The sequence below is a fragment of the Ensifer sp. 2TAB8 genome (genome assembly GCF_052115125.1).
Lineage (GTDB): Bacteria > Pseudomonadota > Alphaproteobacteria > Rhizobiales > Rhizobiaceae > Ensifer.
This window is the reverse complement of record NZ_JBFRGB010000012.1, coordinates 227,041-240,166: the sequence shown is the minus strand read 5'-3', so window position 1 is coordinate 240,166 and position 13,126 is coordinate 227,041. Positions and strand designations below refer to the sequence as shown.

Genomic DNA, 13,126 nt, shown 5'->3' with positions numbered 1-13,126 from the left:
GCGTCCGATGACGTCGCCCGGCTGACGATCGCCGACAACAATGCTCGGCGAACTACGCTCGGAGCGAGCCGGTCGGGGCTGTTGGCGAAAGTTGCGTTGCAGGCTCGCCTATGCCGGCGTGTCCCGAAACCAGGATAGAAGCCTCAGCTTCAGACCGTGCACCACGCAGTGACGCCAATAGCTTCCTTGAACGAAACAGCCGACAATGCTTCGCCAGGTGTTGCAAGAAGCGGTCGGGATGTTCCTGTGGCCATACCACTGCGAGGAAGACATCAACCGCTTCGTCATCCGAGGCATTGAAGTCGATCGGTTCGCGCAGTGTCACGAGCACCCTCGCGGGAATTTGCAGATCCGAAACAAGCGCGTGCGGCAAGGCAAAGCCACCCCCGAAACCAGTTGAGCCAAGAGCCTCACGCTCCATCAGCCCGCCAAAAATGACGCTTGAGGCAACCCCTGTGCGTTCCGCTAGATGCGACGCGATGACCTGAAGGACCGATCGCGCGTCCTTCGCCGATATCCCCAACAGAAAGTCTCTTTCGATGCAGAGATCATCGTTCATCGAACCCCTCCCCTATTCGTCTGGTAGGTGAAGTTGCCACTCACCTTCAGATCTTTACCTTTGTTTTCTGACTGCGACGGAATGCCCTCCTTGCCTGTGCCTGCGAAGCTATCACGATCTGACGTTGCGCCTTCACCGTTGAATTTCAAGCCGAAGTTCCCGCATTGCGATCAACTCGCGCTCACTTCTTCGTTTCGGACAACGCTGGGGGATGGCGACGCTATCGCCCGTGGATAGCTTGCGCTGGCAACGGACGTGCTTTCCTCGCGGCAAATTCGGCGGAGAAACGCCGGACGAGTGCACGCGTTCGTCAGCCAGGGAGCGTGCGCGCTGGCGTTCGCTTAGGACCCTTGGTCCGTAGTTTCGGCAGATGAGGCTGTTGGATTGTTCTTCGCTTCCATGGCCGCTTCGATCTGCCTGATGACCTTGACAGCCTCGTGGAGGATCGCCCGCATTTCGTCATCGTAGAGATGCACCGGGATACCTCCGGCCCGAATGACATCCATGGTCTCGGCCGACTCTGTCAGCCGATCAGGCTGCCCGAGCATTTCCCAACCCTCCTGGATCGTGACATAGGCCCGAGCAAGGAGACGGAGCTTTTCTCCCTCTGACAAAATGTGAATATCGCGCGCGGCGCGGGTCAGTTCGACAATGACGTCTGAAGTACTTCTCATAGGACACCTGGCTACGCAGATACCGTGGTGCAACACGCTCACTTATCCAGATTGAGCTAATGTATGGACTGAAGAAAACAAGCCCCCGACTGACCGAATTGATACAGTCGTCAAGCTTGACGTCCGACAGCGAAACCCAAAAGGTCGCCAAGCGCCGAACGCTTCCCCACCAGATCAGCAAGCGTGTACTTGTCGAAAACCGCTACAAAGGCGGCTGTGGCTTCTGAAAGGACGCTTGGCAAAGCGCAGGCCGGCGCGATGCGGCACCCTTCGCAATCGATCAGATCCGCCAACTCTTCCGTGTGCCGAAGCAGAGCACCGAGATTGATCTCGCTCACAGGTCTTGCGAGGCGGATGCCGCCGTTGCGACCGCGCACGGACTCCAGAAACTCAGCGTTTGCAAGATCCTGAACAACCTTCATCATATGGTTTTGCGAGACCGAGAACGTGTCCGATATCTCCCGGATCGAGCTAAGCCCCGATGGCCGTGATCCCAAATAGATCATCAATCGCATTGCGTAGTCGGTATATTTGGTGAGCCTCATTGGGGTCTGCGTCAAAAAGTCCGATCCATAAACATGCATTTGATTAGCATCTTTTCCTTCGAATAAATAGATGCATCTTGAATACATATTTAAGGGCAGACTGCGATGAACTCGCAAACGATAGCGGAAGCAGACATCAGGACGATCGCGAAACGCTTCTGCGGCGAAGTCCGGGGCCGACCCGGCTTCACCTTCTTTCTCAGCCGATCATCGAAGCCAACGCTACCACCAAGGTCATCGTCCAACCGGAGGTTCCCCACCACCTCCAGACCGCAGGCCCGGTGAAAAGCCGGCTGAACGTCTGCGATCACCAACCTGCCCCCACCGACGCATCATCTCGAAAGGAAAGATCATGCCGAAACCGCTCTCACCCGAGACTGTTCAAATCGTAAAGGCAAGCGTTCCGGCGCTCGCAGCGCACGGAGCCGACATCACGAAGAGCATGTATGCCCGCCTCTTCCGCGACGACCATATCCGCGAGCTGTTCAACCACGCCAACCAGGGCGATGGCGGCTCACAGGTCAACGCACTTGCCGCCGCGATTGTGGCCTATGCGCAAAACATCGATAACCTTGGCGTGCTCGGCCCCGTGGTCGAGCGGATCGCGCAAAAGCACATTGGTTATCACATCCTTCCGGATCACTATCCCTTTGTCGCCACTGCCCTTCTCGCCGCCATCGAGGATGTGCTCGCAAGCGCCGCGACACCTGCGCTCCTGAATGCGTGGGGCGAGGCCTACTGGTTCCTCGCGGACGTGCTCAAGGAGCGTGAAGCAGAAATACGCAGCGAACTTCTGGAGCGTTCGGGCGGTTGGAACGGTTGGAGAGATTTCGTTGTCGAGACGAAGGTTCGCGAAAGTGACGTCGTCACATCGTTCGTCTTGAGGCCCAAGGATGGTGGCCCCGTTGCGCGCCACAAGCCCGGTCAATACCTGACGCTTCGCTTCCAGCTGGAGAATGGCCAGGAGATCAAGCGCAACTACTCGATCTCCAGTGGTCCCAACGATCGTTTCTACCGCATCTCGGTCAAGCGGGAAGCACAAGGGCAAGGTGGCTCGCGACACCTCCACGACCAGGCGGCCGTCGGAACGGTCTTGAGCGTAACCCCGCCGGCGGGCGACTTCTTCCTGCCCGAAGCGCCGCAGGCACCGGTCGTGCTGCTGTCGGGCGGTGTCGGCCTGACGCCGATGGTCAGCATCCTGGAGACGATCGCCAAGGAGCATCCGAATCTCGAAGCGCATTTCGTCCACGGCGCGCTGAACAGCGGGACCCATGCCATGGACCGGCACGTTCGCAAGCTCGCCAACGCACACGGCAAGATCAGGATCAGCAGCTTCTACAGTGCACCTTCAAGCGAGGATGCGGTCGGGCTGTCTCATGACTTCGATGGCTTCATCACCGCCGAGTGGCTTCGCCAGAATACACCGATTGAGAATGCCGAATTCTATCTCTGTGGGCCGAAGCCGTTCCTTCGCGCCCTCGTTCCGGCACTTGCCAGAGAAGGCGTTTCAAGCGAGCGCGTTCACTTCGAGTTCTTCGGGCCGTCCGACGAACTCATCGCTGCCTGAGGAAGCGCGATACGAAAACGATCTCCGAAGCCTCGCGGCATTTCTACCCCACACGATCGGCGGCTTCATTGCCGAACGTGTGGGGCGGAACTCAGATTTCTCGATGAACGAAGCAAGCTGCTGAACATCCCGCGTGGAGGACCGCTCCCGGCGAACGCCGGCGGCCAGCTGGGCGATCGGTGCGGGCGTGAGTACCGGAACGATTGAGAAACGGCGCAACTCGCTTCATATTGCTCCCGCGCCGGCCTTGCCCGGCTTTCACCGAGAGGAAGCGACATGCATGAACTTGCAATTCTTGTCTCCATCTTGGGCGTCTTCCTTCTTGGAGCCATGAGCCCTGGCCCTAGCTTCATTGTGGTGTCGCGGATTGCGATCGCCCGCTCTCGCGCCGACGGAATAATGGCAGCGTTGGGCATGGGCGTCGGCGGCTTTGTCTTCGCCTGCATTGCGGTGGCCGGCCTGACAGCGATCCTCCTCCAGGTCGAATGGCTCAACACCCTGCTCAGGCTCGCCGGCGGCGCATATCTTGTCTGGATCGGCTTCAGCATCTGGCGTGCAGCGCCCCAGACGATATCGATTGCCGATGCTCCGGCTGACCAGCCGAGCACGTTGTGGAAGTCCCTGCTGCGGGGCCTGTTCGTGCAAGTATCCAATCCAAAAACGGCGATCTTCTACGCGTCAATGTTCGCCGCGCTGCTGCCGTCTCCGACGCCTACCTGGATGCTCCTCGCGCTTCCACCGCTCCTCTTCATCAACGAGTTCATGTGGTATGCGATTGTCGCCGTCGGCTTTTCCTCGCGCGCACCGCGAGCCGTCTATCTGCGCTCCAAGACCTGGATTGACCGGGCTGCCGGCGCAGTCGTTTGCGCGCTGGGTATCAAGCTGATGGCCGACAGCGCGCGAACAATCGGCTGATGCCCTGAGCGAGGCGTAACAACGCCTCGCCACCCGAGAAACAGCGCTGTCTGCGCTACAACTATCGCGTCAAAACTCGCGGACCGAGTTGCAAGTGGGCGCATGCATTGGCATTGTCCACCCCGAACGAGGAGAGGACAATGGCAAAAGTCGTTGGAATCGGTGGAGTGTTCTTCAGGGCGGCGGACCCAGCTGGGCTCGCCGCATGGTACGAGAACCATCTTGGGATTGACGATCTGCACAAAGCTGTTTGGCAGCAGGAGGCAGGCGCAACGATCTTTGGGCCGTTCTCTAAGAACACCGACTACTTCGGTCGATCGGAACAGCAATGGATGATCAATTTCCGCGTCGATGATCTCGATGGACTCATGGCTAAGCTGAGGGCGAGCGGCATTGCGGTGGAAACCCGTGCCGAATGGGACTCGGAAGTCGGCCGGTTTGCACGCATTCACGATCCTGAGGGCAATCCGGTTGAACTCTGGGAACCAGCGAGCGCGTGAATGATGGCGAATGGCCCGCCACTCACGGCTCGGACAGCAGAGTGAACCGTTCATAACCCTTCCTATGGCTGCCCTCTGGACCTTGGAAGGCCGCGCCCTACTTCACCGGTTTGGCGCGCCTGAGATTGCATCAGGCCTCAGCCCCCGCGCATCACTACCGCAAGGACTTGCGGTTCCGATCAGCGCTTCAGCCCTCAATCCAATGCCAATTCGCCACGCTAGCGGGAGGAACGTCCATGACCATTGTCCAATGCGCCTGCGGTGCACTCAGACTAAAGCTCAGCGAACCACCCCGATTGACTGCGCTGTGTCACTGTTTCGCTTGCCAGCGAAGAACGGGCGCCCCGTTCAGTGCAAATGCGTTCTATGCGCCTGAGTGCGTCAAGATTTCCGGAGCGTCCACAGAATTCATCCGCACTGCAGACAGCGGTCGCAAGGTTCGAATGCATTTTTGCCCAACGTGCGGATCGACCGTCTATTGGAAGGCCGATTCAGCACCGTCCTGGATCGGGCTGGCAGTCGGCGCAATTGCGGATCCGACCTTTGCGCCGCCTGTCATATCGGTGTTCGAGCAGTCGAAGCATGCTTGGGTGCGGCTTGGCGAAGCAATCGAACATTTCCAAGGCCTTCCGACCGGCCAAGGTGAACATGAATAGCGGGGCTGGCGGCGGCCGCGTCTTCCTGAGAGAACTTCGGGCCGACAACATTCGATTTTACGCGACGGCCTGAGCGCCCGTTATTTCGACAAGCGAGCCACAAATGAATGCGGCCTCGTCCGATGCGAGGAAGGCGACGAGTGCCGCAACCTCTTCCGGCTTTCCGATCCTGCCAAACGGAACGAGCCTGTCGAGGTCGGCAATGGTTCGCCCTGATCGCTTCACGCCGGATTCCAGCATGGGCGTGTGAATTTCACCCGGGCACACGGCATTCACCCGGATCTTGTATGGCGCATAATCTCGGGCAAGGTTCTGCGTGAACGCCGCGACCGCCGCCTTGGTGGTGTTGTAGGCAATGTGGTTCGGCGCCGGATAGAGTCCCCATTGCGAGGCGGTGTTGACGATCGCACCGCCGCCGGCCTCGATCATGCGCGGTAGCGTGGCCCGGCAAAGGTGGAACATCGAATCGAGATTGACCGCGAAACTCAGGCTCCAGTCGTCGTCGGTCAACGACAGGAGATTGCCGCGGCGATTGATGCCGGCGTTGTTGACCAGCACGTCGATGCGCTTTCTCAGCGCAAACGCTTCTTCGATCAGCCCGAAACAGGGCTCCTTCCGCGAGATGTCGGCAGCAATCGCGACCGCGGAACCACCGACGGAGACGATCTCTGTGGCGACAGCGTCCGCTGTTTCACCATTCACGTCCGAGACGACGACCAATGCGCCCTCGTCCGCCAGCCGCCGCGCTATTGCGGAACCGATGCCGCCGCCACCACCGGTCACGATCGCCACCTTGTCCTCGAACCTCTTCATCGTCACTCTCCTCTCCTATCGGGTGTAACCAGTCATCGAATGTAGCTGCCGCCATTGACGTCGAGCGTCGCGCCGTTCAGCGAACGCTGCGAAGGCCGGAGCGCGAAGGCGACGAGTTCAGCGATCTCCGAGGGCTGGGCCATTTCGCCGATCGGAATGTCGGCGACGGCCGCCTGCTTGCCGAACTTCGCGACGAAGTCCTCAGCCATGTCCGTCTGCACCCAGCCGGGTGCGATCGCCAGGGCGACGACACCATCGGCGCCGAAGCTGCGGGCAATCGATTTGGTGAGATTGACCAGCGCCGCCTTCGTCACGCCATAGGGCATGGCGTCGGCCGCATAGCCGCGCTGTCCCGCCCGGCTCGCCATGTTGATGATGCGCCCGCCACCCTGAGCCCTGAAGTGCTTCAGAGCCGCCTTGCAGAGATCGGCTGCAGCAAAGAAGTTCACCTGGAATTCCCTCTGCCAAGCCTCTCGCCAGGCAACTGGTTCGGCATCAATCGAAATTTCAGTGCGGATGCCGGCATTGTTGACGAGCGCATGGATGCGTCCGGCGGCAGCTTCGGCGTTCCGCCAGAGGTTGAAGGCGCCGTCATCGGCGGAGAGATCTGCCTGCACAATCATCCCCTCGCCCGGAATACTGGCCAGCAGTGCCTCCGCGGCCGCCCGGTCGCGGCCATAATGGATGATCGGACGGGCACCCTCCTCCGCCAGGCGCCGCACGATCGCAGCACCAATGCCGCCGGAAGCGCCGGTGACGAGGACGGTCTGGCCCGAAAGAGTTGTTGTTGTCATGACGCCTCCTCCTTCAACTCAAAGCATCGACCTGCGGACCCCAACTGTCAGAAAGCGCAAAACCGCTCCTGAACGGGTCCTCGTCGGAAATGCGGAGCTGCTCACGGCCATAGATCCAGGCCTGCCCGGTGATGCGCGGCAACACCGCGGGGCGGCCGCCGACTTCTGAGACACCAATCGCCTCGGCCGTGAACTCGCCGCCAATGATCGAGCGCGATGTTCGCCGATCGCCGACCCCGAGTTTTCCGCGGGCATAAAGCGTTGCGAGATTTGCCGAGCTGCCGGTTCCGCAAGGTGATCGGTCGACACGGCCGGGTTTCAGCGTCGTACAGGTACGCACGGCTCCGTCAGGCGCTTCGCCACGAAACATGACATAGGCGATCTCGTCGATGCCGGTCAGCACCGGGTGCTTCACCGCCACCTGTTCGGACAGCAAGGACTTCAGTTCGATGCCGGCTTCGGCCAGATAGCGGGCGTTGGCCGGCGCAATCTCGCTGCCCACCTGAACAACGTCGAGGATCGCGTAGTAAACGCCACCGAAGGCGATATCGACCTTGATGCGGCCCCAGCGCGGCGTCTCGATTTCCCGATCAAGCGCCTCGGCAAAACTCGGCACATTGTCGAGGCTGACGGACAGGCAGCGGCCGTCGCGGCAGGTGGCGCGGGCAACGATCAACCCCGCCGGCGTGTCCAGCCGCACGATCGTTTCCGGTTCCCGCATCGGGACGCGGCCACTTTCGAGGAGCGCCGTCACGACGCAAATGCAATTGCTGCCGGACATCGGATGGGCACGATCGGCCTGCAGCACGATAAAGCCGGCATCCGCGTCAGGCCGCGTTGGCGCGAGGAGCAGGTTCACCGACATCGCCACGCTGGCGCGCGGCTCGAAGGTGACGAAGCGGCGCAGGCTGTCGTCGACCATGTTGATGTGGTTCATCTTGTCAAGCATGGTCGCACCGGGAATTTCCGGCGCGCCACCGACGATCACCTTGCCGATCTCGCCCTGGCAATGGACCTGCAGCAGATCGAGCGAGCGATCCCAACTGATGGAAAGCGTGCCACTCATTTGATGTACCAGCCCCATTTTTCGCCGGTGGCAAAGCGGGTGATCTGCTTGGTMTCGAGATAGTTATCCAGACCCCAGCGCCCGAGCTCGCGGCCGATGCCCGATTCCTTGTAGCCGCCCCAGGGCGCCTCGGTGAATGTCGGCTGCGAGCAGTTGATCCAGACGATTCCGGCGCGGAAGGCAGCGGCCACGCGCTCCGCGCGACGGTCGTCCCGCGACATGACGGCGGCCGCGAGACCGAAACGGGAATCGTTGGCAAGCTCGATCGCTTCCTCCTCGGTCGAGAATGACCTGATAGAAACGACCGGTCCAAAAATCTCCTCGCGCCAGGCATCGCTTTCCAAGGGAACATCGGTCAGCACCGTCGGCTCGAGATAGTAGCCCGTCTCGAAACCCTTGGGCCGCTTGCCGCCGCAGGCGACGGTCGCACCAGCCGCCTTCGCCGCCTCGATCGCCGTGACGACCTGCTGATGTTGGCGCTTGGAGACCAGAGGTCCCAGAAGCACGCCGTCTTCAAGACCATTGCCGATCCTGATCTTCTTCGTTTCTTCGACAAGACGGGAGAGCAGACGGTCGTAGTTTCCCTCCTGCACGAGTACACGCGAGGTCGCCGAGCAAACCTGCCCCTGGTTCCAGAAGATGCCGAACATGATCCATTCGACGGCCTCGTCGATATCGGCGTCATCGAAGACGACGAAGGGCGACTTGCCGCCCAGTTCAAGGCTGATGCGCTTGATGTCGCGGGCGGCGGCCGCCATGATCTTCGAGCCAACCGGGCCGGAACCGGTGAAGGCAAGCTTGTCGACCTGCCTGTGGTCGATGATCGCCTGACCGGCGACCGCGCCGGCTCCGGTAACGACATTGAGGACGCCGGCGGGGAGACCGACGTCATCGGCGATCGCCGCAAGCTCCAACGCCGTCAGCGACGTCACTTCGGCCGGCTTCAAGACCACCGTGCAGCCGGCAGCGAGTGCCGGCGCCACCTTCCAGGCAGCCATCAGCAGCGGATAGTTCCAGGGGATGATGGCGCCGGCAACGCCGATCGGCTCCTTGACAGCTTTGGACGTGAAGCGCGCATCGGGGAGCGCGATCGGCTCCTCCGGACTGTTGTCGAGCTGCTCCGCAAGCCCGGCATAAAAGTCGAAACAACCGGCCGCGTCGGCAACATCCCAATCGGCCTCCGGAAGCGGCTTGCCGTTGTCGATCACTTCCAGACGCGCGATCTCCGCCTGCCGGGCACGAATACCCTCGGCGATGGCGCGCAGGTACCTGGCGCGTTGCGCCCCGGACAGCTTCGGCCAGCCGTCCCTATCGAAAGCGCGGCGTGCCGCCTTGACCGCGACATCGACGTCTTCCGCCGTTGCCGCGGCGATCCTGTGGATCACCTCTTCCGTCGCCGGATTGACGACGTCGAAGGTCCGTCCATCGGACGACGGCCTCCACTTGCCATCGATATAGAGTTCGCTTCGCATGGTTTTCTCCCTGTTTGCCCGGCGCCGCGCTTAGAAGCGATCGACGCGATAGGGTTTGAGATCGACGGGGGGCATTATGCCCGTCATGAGATCGGCGATCAGGCGAGCGGTCGTGGCCGCATAGGTGAGCCCGAGATGGCCGTGACCGGTGGCGTAGAAGACGTTCCTGCGTTTGGCAGAGGGGCCGATGACCGGCACCGTATCCGGCAGGGCGGGTCGGTGGCCCATCCATTCGCTCATCTGTTCGGCCTTGAGATCGGGCAGCGCTTCCTTCGCCCGCTTCACCAGCACTTTCGCGCGACGGTAATCCGGCGGCGCGTCCAGGCCGGCCATTTCCACCGTACCGCCGACGCGAATGCCACCCGCCGTCGGCGCGACCATGAAGGCGCGGGCCGGCCAGATGATCGAATGGCGCATGGCGATACCCGGCGCCATGATCTGGGTGTGGTAGCCGCGCTCGGTCTCAAGCGGGATCGGCTCGCCGATCAGATGTGACAGACGACCGGTGAAGGCGCCTGCCGCCAGCACGAAACGATCGGCCGGCAGCCGGCCGCCGTCCGCTAGTCCCAACGCCGATATACCGCCCTCGCCTTCCTCGAAGGCGACGACCTCGCCGGTCTCGATCGTACCGCCGAGCGCCTGGAAGCGATCGGCCAGGGCCGTCACCAGCCGATGGGGATCGGCGATCGAACGGTTGTCGGGGAACAGCACCGCCTTGGCGATTTTCGTCGTCAGGGCCGGCTCGAGATTGCGGATGGCATTGGCCCCGAGAATCTCGTGACGGAAGCCAAAACGTTCGAGGATTTCGATATGGTCCCGGTCCGCACGAAACTCGGCCTCGTCGGCATAGAGGCTGAGGCAGCCTTCGGCGCTCAAGAGGGATGTGAGCCCCGTCTGGCTCAAAAGTGCGTCGAGATCCTCATGAACCCGGCCGCAAAGGGCGGCACCCGCTGCCTCCAGTTCGCGCAGTTTTGTCGGCCGGCTGGCTGCGAGGAAACGCAGGAACCACGGCACAAGCTTCGGCACGTAGCCTGGCCGAATGCGCACCGGCCCCTCCGGATCGAGCAGCCATTTCGGCATCTGTGCCCAGACACCGGGACGCGAAGCCGGCATGAACTCGGTCACGGCTATGCTCGCCATATTGCCGAAGGAGGCTCCCATGCCCGGGGCAGCGCGGTCGATCAGCGTCACGGAAAAGCCGCGGCGCTGAAGCTGGTAGGCGATGGTCGTGCCGATGATGCCGGCGCCAACGACAGCGATGGATGACAAGGGAGTTCTCCTCGAAACTCGAAAAGCCGGAAACAGGCTGCTTCCGGCCCGCTTGCGTCAGTTGAGGATCGGCGCGACGGCCGCGCGAAAATCCGCCTTTTCCTGCTCGGTCAATTCTCCGAGCGGCGCACGGCAGAGACCGACCGGCGTGCCCTGAAGCTCGCAGCCGTACTTGATCTTCTGCACGAACTTGCCGCTTTCGAGGATGTTCATGGCGCGATAGAGCACCGTCATCTGTTCGCGCGCCTTGGCGAGATCACCCGAACGGAAGGTACGGTCGAGATCGACGCAGGCCTTCGCCATGCAATTGGCCGGGCCGCAGATCCAGCAGTCCGCGCCCCAGAACATGAAGTCGAGGGCGATATCGTCGGAGCCGGAGATAAGGTCGATGCGACCCTTGTAGCGTGCATAGATGTCGATCGCGCGCTGAAGCGACCCGGAACTTTCCTTGATGCCGAGCACCCGCGGATCGTCGGCAAGCGCATCGAGGATATCGAACCCGATCTCCACGCCGTCCTTGTAGGGGTAGCTGTAAAGGACGAGGTTGATATCCGTCTCCTTCAGCACGCGCTGGAAGTGAGCGAGAAGCTCTTCCTGGGTTGGCCGCGTGTAGAACGGGGTCGCAAGCAGCACGGTGTCGTAGCCGATCTCCTTGGCCCGCATCGTGTTCTCGATCACCTCGCGGGTGGCCGGGCCATTCGTTCCGGCGATCAGGGCCTCACCGGCCTTCGCAAAATCCTTCACGAATTTCAGCACGTCGTCGCGCTCAGCATTCGACAGCGCCGAGTATTCGCCGGTCGAACCCATCGGCACCCAGCCGGTGACGCCGGCGGCGCGCAGGCCTGTAAGGTGCTTTTCGAAGGCCTTGAAATCGACCTTGCCATTCGCATCGAACGGCGTGATGAGGGCGGGCATGACGCCAGAGAGTTTCATGGGGAGGTCTCCTGTCCTTGGATGATCAGATGGCAAGTTTCTTGAGGATGCGGCCTTCGACGAGCGTGACGGCGCGCGTCAGCGGAAAGGCGATGGCGAAGTAGATGAGCGCGACGATCGTCAGCACCTCGATGGGCCGCGCGGTATTGTTGGAAATGTTCTGGCCGACGAACATCAGGTCGGCCATGCCGACGGCCGAAACCAATGCGCTCTCCTTGAAGAGACTGACGCAATTCGACAGCAGCGTCGGCACGGCGCGCAGCACCGCCTGCGGCAGCACGACATTGGTGATCTGCACGCGCTTGGGCAGGCCGAGCGCAACGCAGGCATCAAGCTGCTCGCGCCCCACGGATTTGAGCGAAGCCCGGAACGTCTCGCTGGTGATCGCGCCCATATAGAGGGTCAGGGCGATGACGCCGGAAGCAAGATTGGAAAGCTCGACGCCGAGGATCAGCGGCAGGCAGAAGAAGATCCAGAAGAGCTGGATCAGCACCGGCGTACCACGGAAGAACTCGACATAGATGCCCGCCACTGCCCGCAACAGAACATTCGAGGAGGCGCGGGCGAGGCCGACGAGGAAGCCCAGCGAACAACCGAGCACGACGCAGATGAGCGTGAGCTTGATGGTGGTCCAGAGGCCGAGCGCCAGAGCTGCCTGGAAGCGTTCGAGGACGGAGAAATCGAGGGACATGTCTTCCTCCTAGCTCGTGATCGCCTGACGCCGGCGTTCGAGATGGCCGACGATCTGGGTGACGGGAAAGGAAACCGCGAAATAGATGAGTGCTGCGACGGTGAAGGTCTCGATTGGCCGATAGGTCTCGGTCGAAAGCGTCTTTGCCTGGTACATCAGGTCCTGTACCGCGACGATCGCAACCAGCGCGCTTTGCTGGAAGATGACGATGCCGTTGGTGAGAAGAACGGGGACGGACGCGCGCAGCGCATCAGGCAGCACGATGTAGAGAATGCGCTGCAGCGGATTCAGCCCAAGCGCGATGCCGGCATCGAGTTGCTCGCGCGGCACCGCCTGGATGGCAGCGCGATAAGCCTCGGCATTGAATGCCATCAGGTTGAGACCCAGCGCCATGACGCCCATCGTCATCGACCCGAGAAAGACGTTGAAGAGCATCGGCACGCAGTAGAAGAACCAGACGATCTGGACGATGGCCGGCGTGCATCGGAAAAACTCGACGAAAAGCATCGCAGGCAACCGGATCGGTGCAACGCGGCTCATCAGCAGAAGGGCCAGCGGGAAACCTAGGACGATGCCGATGATATTGGCGGCAACGGTCAATTGAACCGTGACGAGCAAGCCCTCGATCAGTGGAGCGAGCGAGACCGACTGGAAATCGAACGTGTAGTTCAC

Annotated in this window: 15 protein-coding genes; 4 read left to right on the top strand and 11 right to left on the bottom strand. The window is 61.4% G+C overall.

Going from position 1 to position 13,126, the window contains the following annotated elements; genetic code table 11:
* Positions 1-52 precede the first annotated feature (52 nt).
* From AB4Z53_RS20890 to AB4Z53_RS20880, 3 genes are all read right to left on the bottom strand, one after another.
* On the bottom strand, positions 53-559 hold the full coding sequence (locus AB4Z53_RS20890) for a PTS sugar transporter subunit IIA (RefSeq protein ID WP_441597544.1): 507 nt from the start codon (positions 557-559) through the stop codon (positions 53-55).
* Between the two features lie 341 nt (positions 560-900).
* Complete coding sequence (locus AB4Z53_RS20885) at positions 901-1,233, bottom strand: hypothetical protein (protein WP_441597543.1); 333 nt, start codon at positions 1,231-1,233, stop codon at positions 901-903.
* Between the two features lie 110 nt (positions 1,234-1,343).
* The gene (locus AB4Z53_RS20880) at positions 1,344-1,778 is read right to left on the bottom strand and encodes an Rrf2 family transcriptional regulator (RefSeq protein WP_441597542.1); all 435 of its coding nucleotides are present in this window, start codon (positions 1,776-1,778) and stop codon (positions 1,344-1,346) included.
* A gap of 352 nt (positions 1,779-2,130) precedes the next feature.
* Between AB4Z53_RS20880 and hmpA the strand changes: the two genes are divergently transcribed.
* From hmpA to AB4Z53_RS20860, 4 genes are all read left to right on the top strand, one after another.
* On the top strand, positions 2,131-3,345 hold the full coding sequence (hmpA, locus tag AB4Z53_RS20875) for an NO-inducible flavohemoprotein (RefSeq protein WP_113537048.1): 1,215 nt from the start codon (positions 2,131-2,133) through the stop codon (positions 3,343-3,345).
* A gap of 276 nt (positions 3,346-3,621) precedes the next feature.
* Positions 3,622-4,260, top strand: coding sequence for a LysE family translocator (locus AB4Z53_RS20870; RefSeq protein ID WP_113537047.1), 639 nt, complete (start codon positions 3,622-3,624; stop codon positions 4,258-4,260).
* Between the two features lie 140 nt (positions 4,261-4,400).
* A complete protein-coding gene (locus AB4Z53_RS20865) occupies positions 4,401-4,760 on the top strand; it encodes a VOC family protein (protein WP_441597541.1) in 360 nt (119 codons plus the stop codon).
* A 236-nt stretch (positions 4,761-4,996) separates the two neighbouring features.
* Positions 4,997-5,416, top strand: a complete 420-nt coding sequence (locus AB4Z53_RS20860; protein WP_441597540.1) for a GFA family protein — start codon at positions 4,997-4,999, stop codon at positions 5,414-5,416.
* A gap of 57 nt (positions 5,417-5,473) precedes the next feature.
* On the opposite strand, the gene AB4Z53_RS20855 is transcribed toward AB4Z53_RS20860, so the two are convergent.
* Genes AB4Z53_RS20855 through AB4Z53_RS20820 form a run of 8 tightly spaced genes read right to left on the bottom strand, consistent with a single transcriptional unit; the run spans position 5,474 to position 13,126 of the window.
* Positions 5,474-6,229 carry an SDR family NAD(P)-dependent oxidoreductase gene (locus tag AB4Z53_RS20855; protein ID WP_441597539.1) on the bottom strand — a complete coding sequence of 252 codons (756 nt, stop codon included), beginning with the start codon at positions 6,227-6,229 and terminating at the stop codon, positions 5,474-5,476.
* Between the two features lie 32 nt (positions 6,230-6,261).
* Positions 6,262-7,023 (bottom strand): SDR family oxidoreductase, encoded by a 762-nt coding sequence (locus AB4Z53_RS20850; protein ID WP_113537043.1) that lies wholly within the window; start codon positions 7,021-7,023, stop codon positions 6,262-6,264.
* A 13-nt stretch (positions 7,024-7,036) separates the two neighbouring features.
* Positions 7,037-8,071 carry a proline racemase family protein gene (locus AB4Z53_RS20845; protein ID WP_441597563.1) on the bottom strand — a complete coding sequence of 345 codons (1,035 nt, stop codon included), beginning with the start codon at positions 8,069-8,071 and terminating at the stop codon, positions 7,037-7,039.
* Between the two features lie 14 nt (positions 8,072-8,085).
* On the bottom strand, positions 8,086-9,561 hold the full coding sequence (locus AB4Z53_RS20840) for an aldehyde dehydrogenase family protein (RefSeq protein WP_441597538.1): 1,476 nt from the start codon (positions 9,559-9,561) through the stop codon (positions 8,086-8,088).
* Between the two features lie 30 nt (positions 9,562-9,591).
* A complete protein-coding gene (locus AB4Z53_RS20835) occupies positions 9,592-10,830 on the bottom strand; it encodes an FAD-dependent oxidoreductase (protein ID WP_113537040.1) in 1,239 nt (412 codons plus the stop codon).
* 57 nt (positions 10,831-10,887) lie between these two features.
* Positions 10,888-11,763 carry a dihydrodipicolinate synthase family protein gene (locus AB4Z53_RS20830; protein WP_113537039.1) on the bottom strand — a complete coding sequence of 292 codons (876 nt, stop codon included), beginning with the start codon at positions 11,761-11,763 and terminating at the stop codon, positions 10,888-10,890.
* 25 nt (positions 11,764-11,788) lie between these two features.
* Entirely contained in the window at positions 11,789-12,454 is a 666-nt protein-coding gene (locus AB4Z53_RS20825; protein WP_113537038.1) for an amino acid ABC transporter permease, read from the bottom strand.
* A 9-nt stretch (positions 12,455-12,463) separates the two neighbouring features.
* The gene (locus AB4Z53_RS20820; protein WP_113537037.1) at positions 12,464-13,126 is read right to left on the bottom strand and encodes an amino acid ABC transporter permease; all 663 of its coding nucleotides are present in this window, start codon (positions 13,124-13,126) and stop codon (positions 12,464-12,466) included.

Excerpts from the sequence above, each read along its gene's own strand:
- AB4Z53_RS20825 (WP_113537038.1), bottom strand. The coding sequence starts at position 12,454 with ATGTCCCTCGATTTCTCCGTCCTCGAACGCTTCCAGGCAGCTCTGGCG.
- AB4Z53_RS20885 (WP_441597543.1), bottom strand. The coding sequence starts at position 1,233 with ATGAGAAGTACTTCAGACGTCATTGTCGAACTGACCCGCGCCGCGCGC.
- AB4Z53_RS20860 (WP_441597540.1), top strand. The coding sequence starts at position 4,997 with ATGACCATTGTCCAATGCGCCTGCGGTGCACTCAGACTAAAGCTCAGC.
- AB4Z53_RS20865 (WP_441597541.1), top strand. The coding sequence starts at position 4,401 with ATGGCAAAAGTCGTTGGAATCGGTGGAGTGTTCTTCAGGGCGGCGGAC.
- AB4Z53_RS20855 (WP_441597539.1), bottom strand. The coding sequence starts at position 6,229 with ATGAAGAGGTTCGAGGACAAGGTGGCGATCGTGACCGGTGGTGGCGGC.
- AB4Z53_RS20880 (WP_441597542.1), bottom strand. The coding sequence starts at position 1,778 with ATGAGGCTCACCAAATATACCGACTACGCAATGCGATTGATGATCTAT.
- AB4Z53_RS20830 (WP_113537039.1), bottom strand. The coding sequence starts at position 11,763 with ATGAAACTCTCTGGCGTCATGCCCGCCCTCATCACGCCGTTCGATGCG.
- AB4Z53_RS20850 (WP_113537043.1), bottom strand. The coding sequence starts at position 7,023 with ATGACAACAACAACTCTTTCGGGCCAGACCGTCCTCGTCACCGGCGCT.
- AB4Z53_RS20890 (WP_441597544.1), bottom strand. The coding sequence starts at position 559 with ATGAACGATGATCTCTGCATCGAAAGAGACTTTCTGTTGGGGATATCG.
- hmpA (WP_113537048.1), top strand. The coding sequence starts at position 2,131 with ATGCCGAAACCGCTCTCACCCGAGACTGTTCAAATCGTAAAGGCAAGC.
- AB4Z53_RS20870 (WP_113537047.1), top strand. The coding sequence starts at position 3,622 with ATGCATGAACTTGCAATTCTTGTCTCCATCTTGGGCGTCTTCCTTCTT.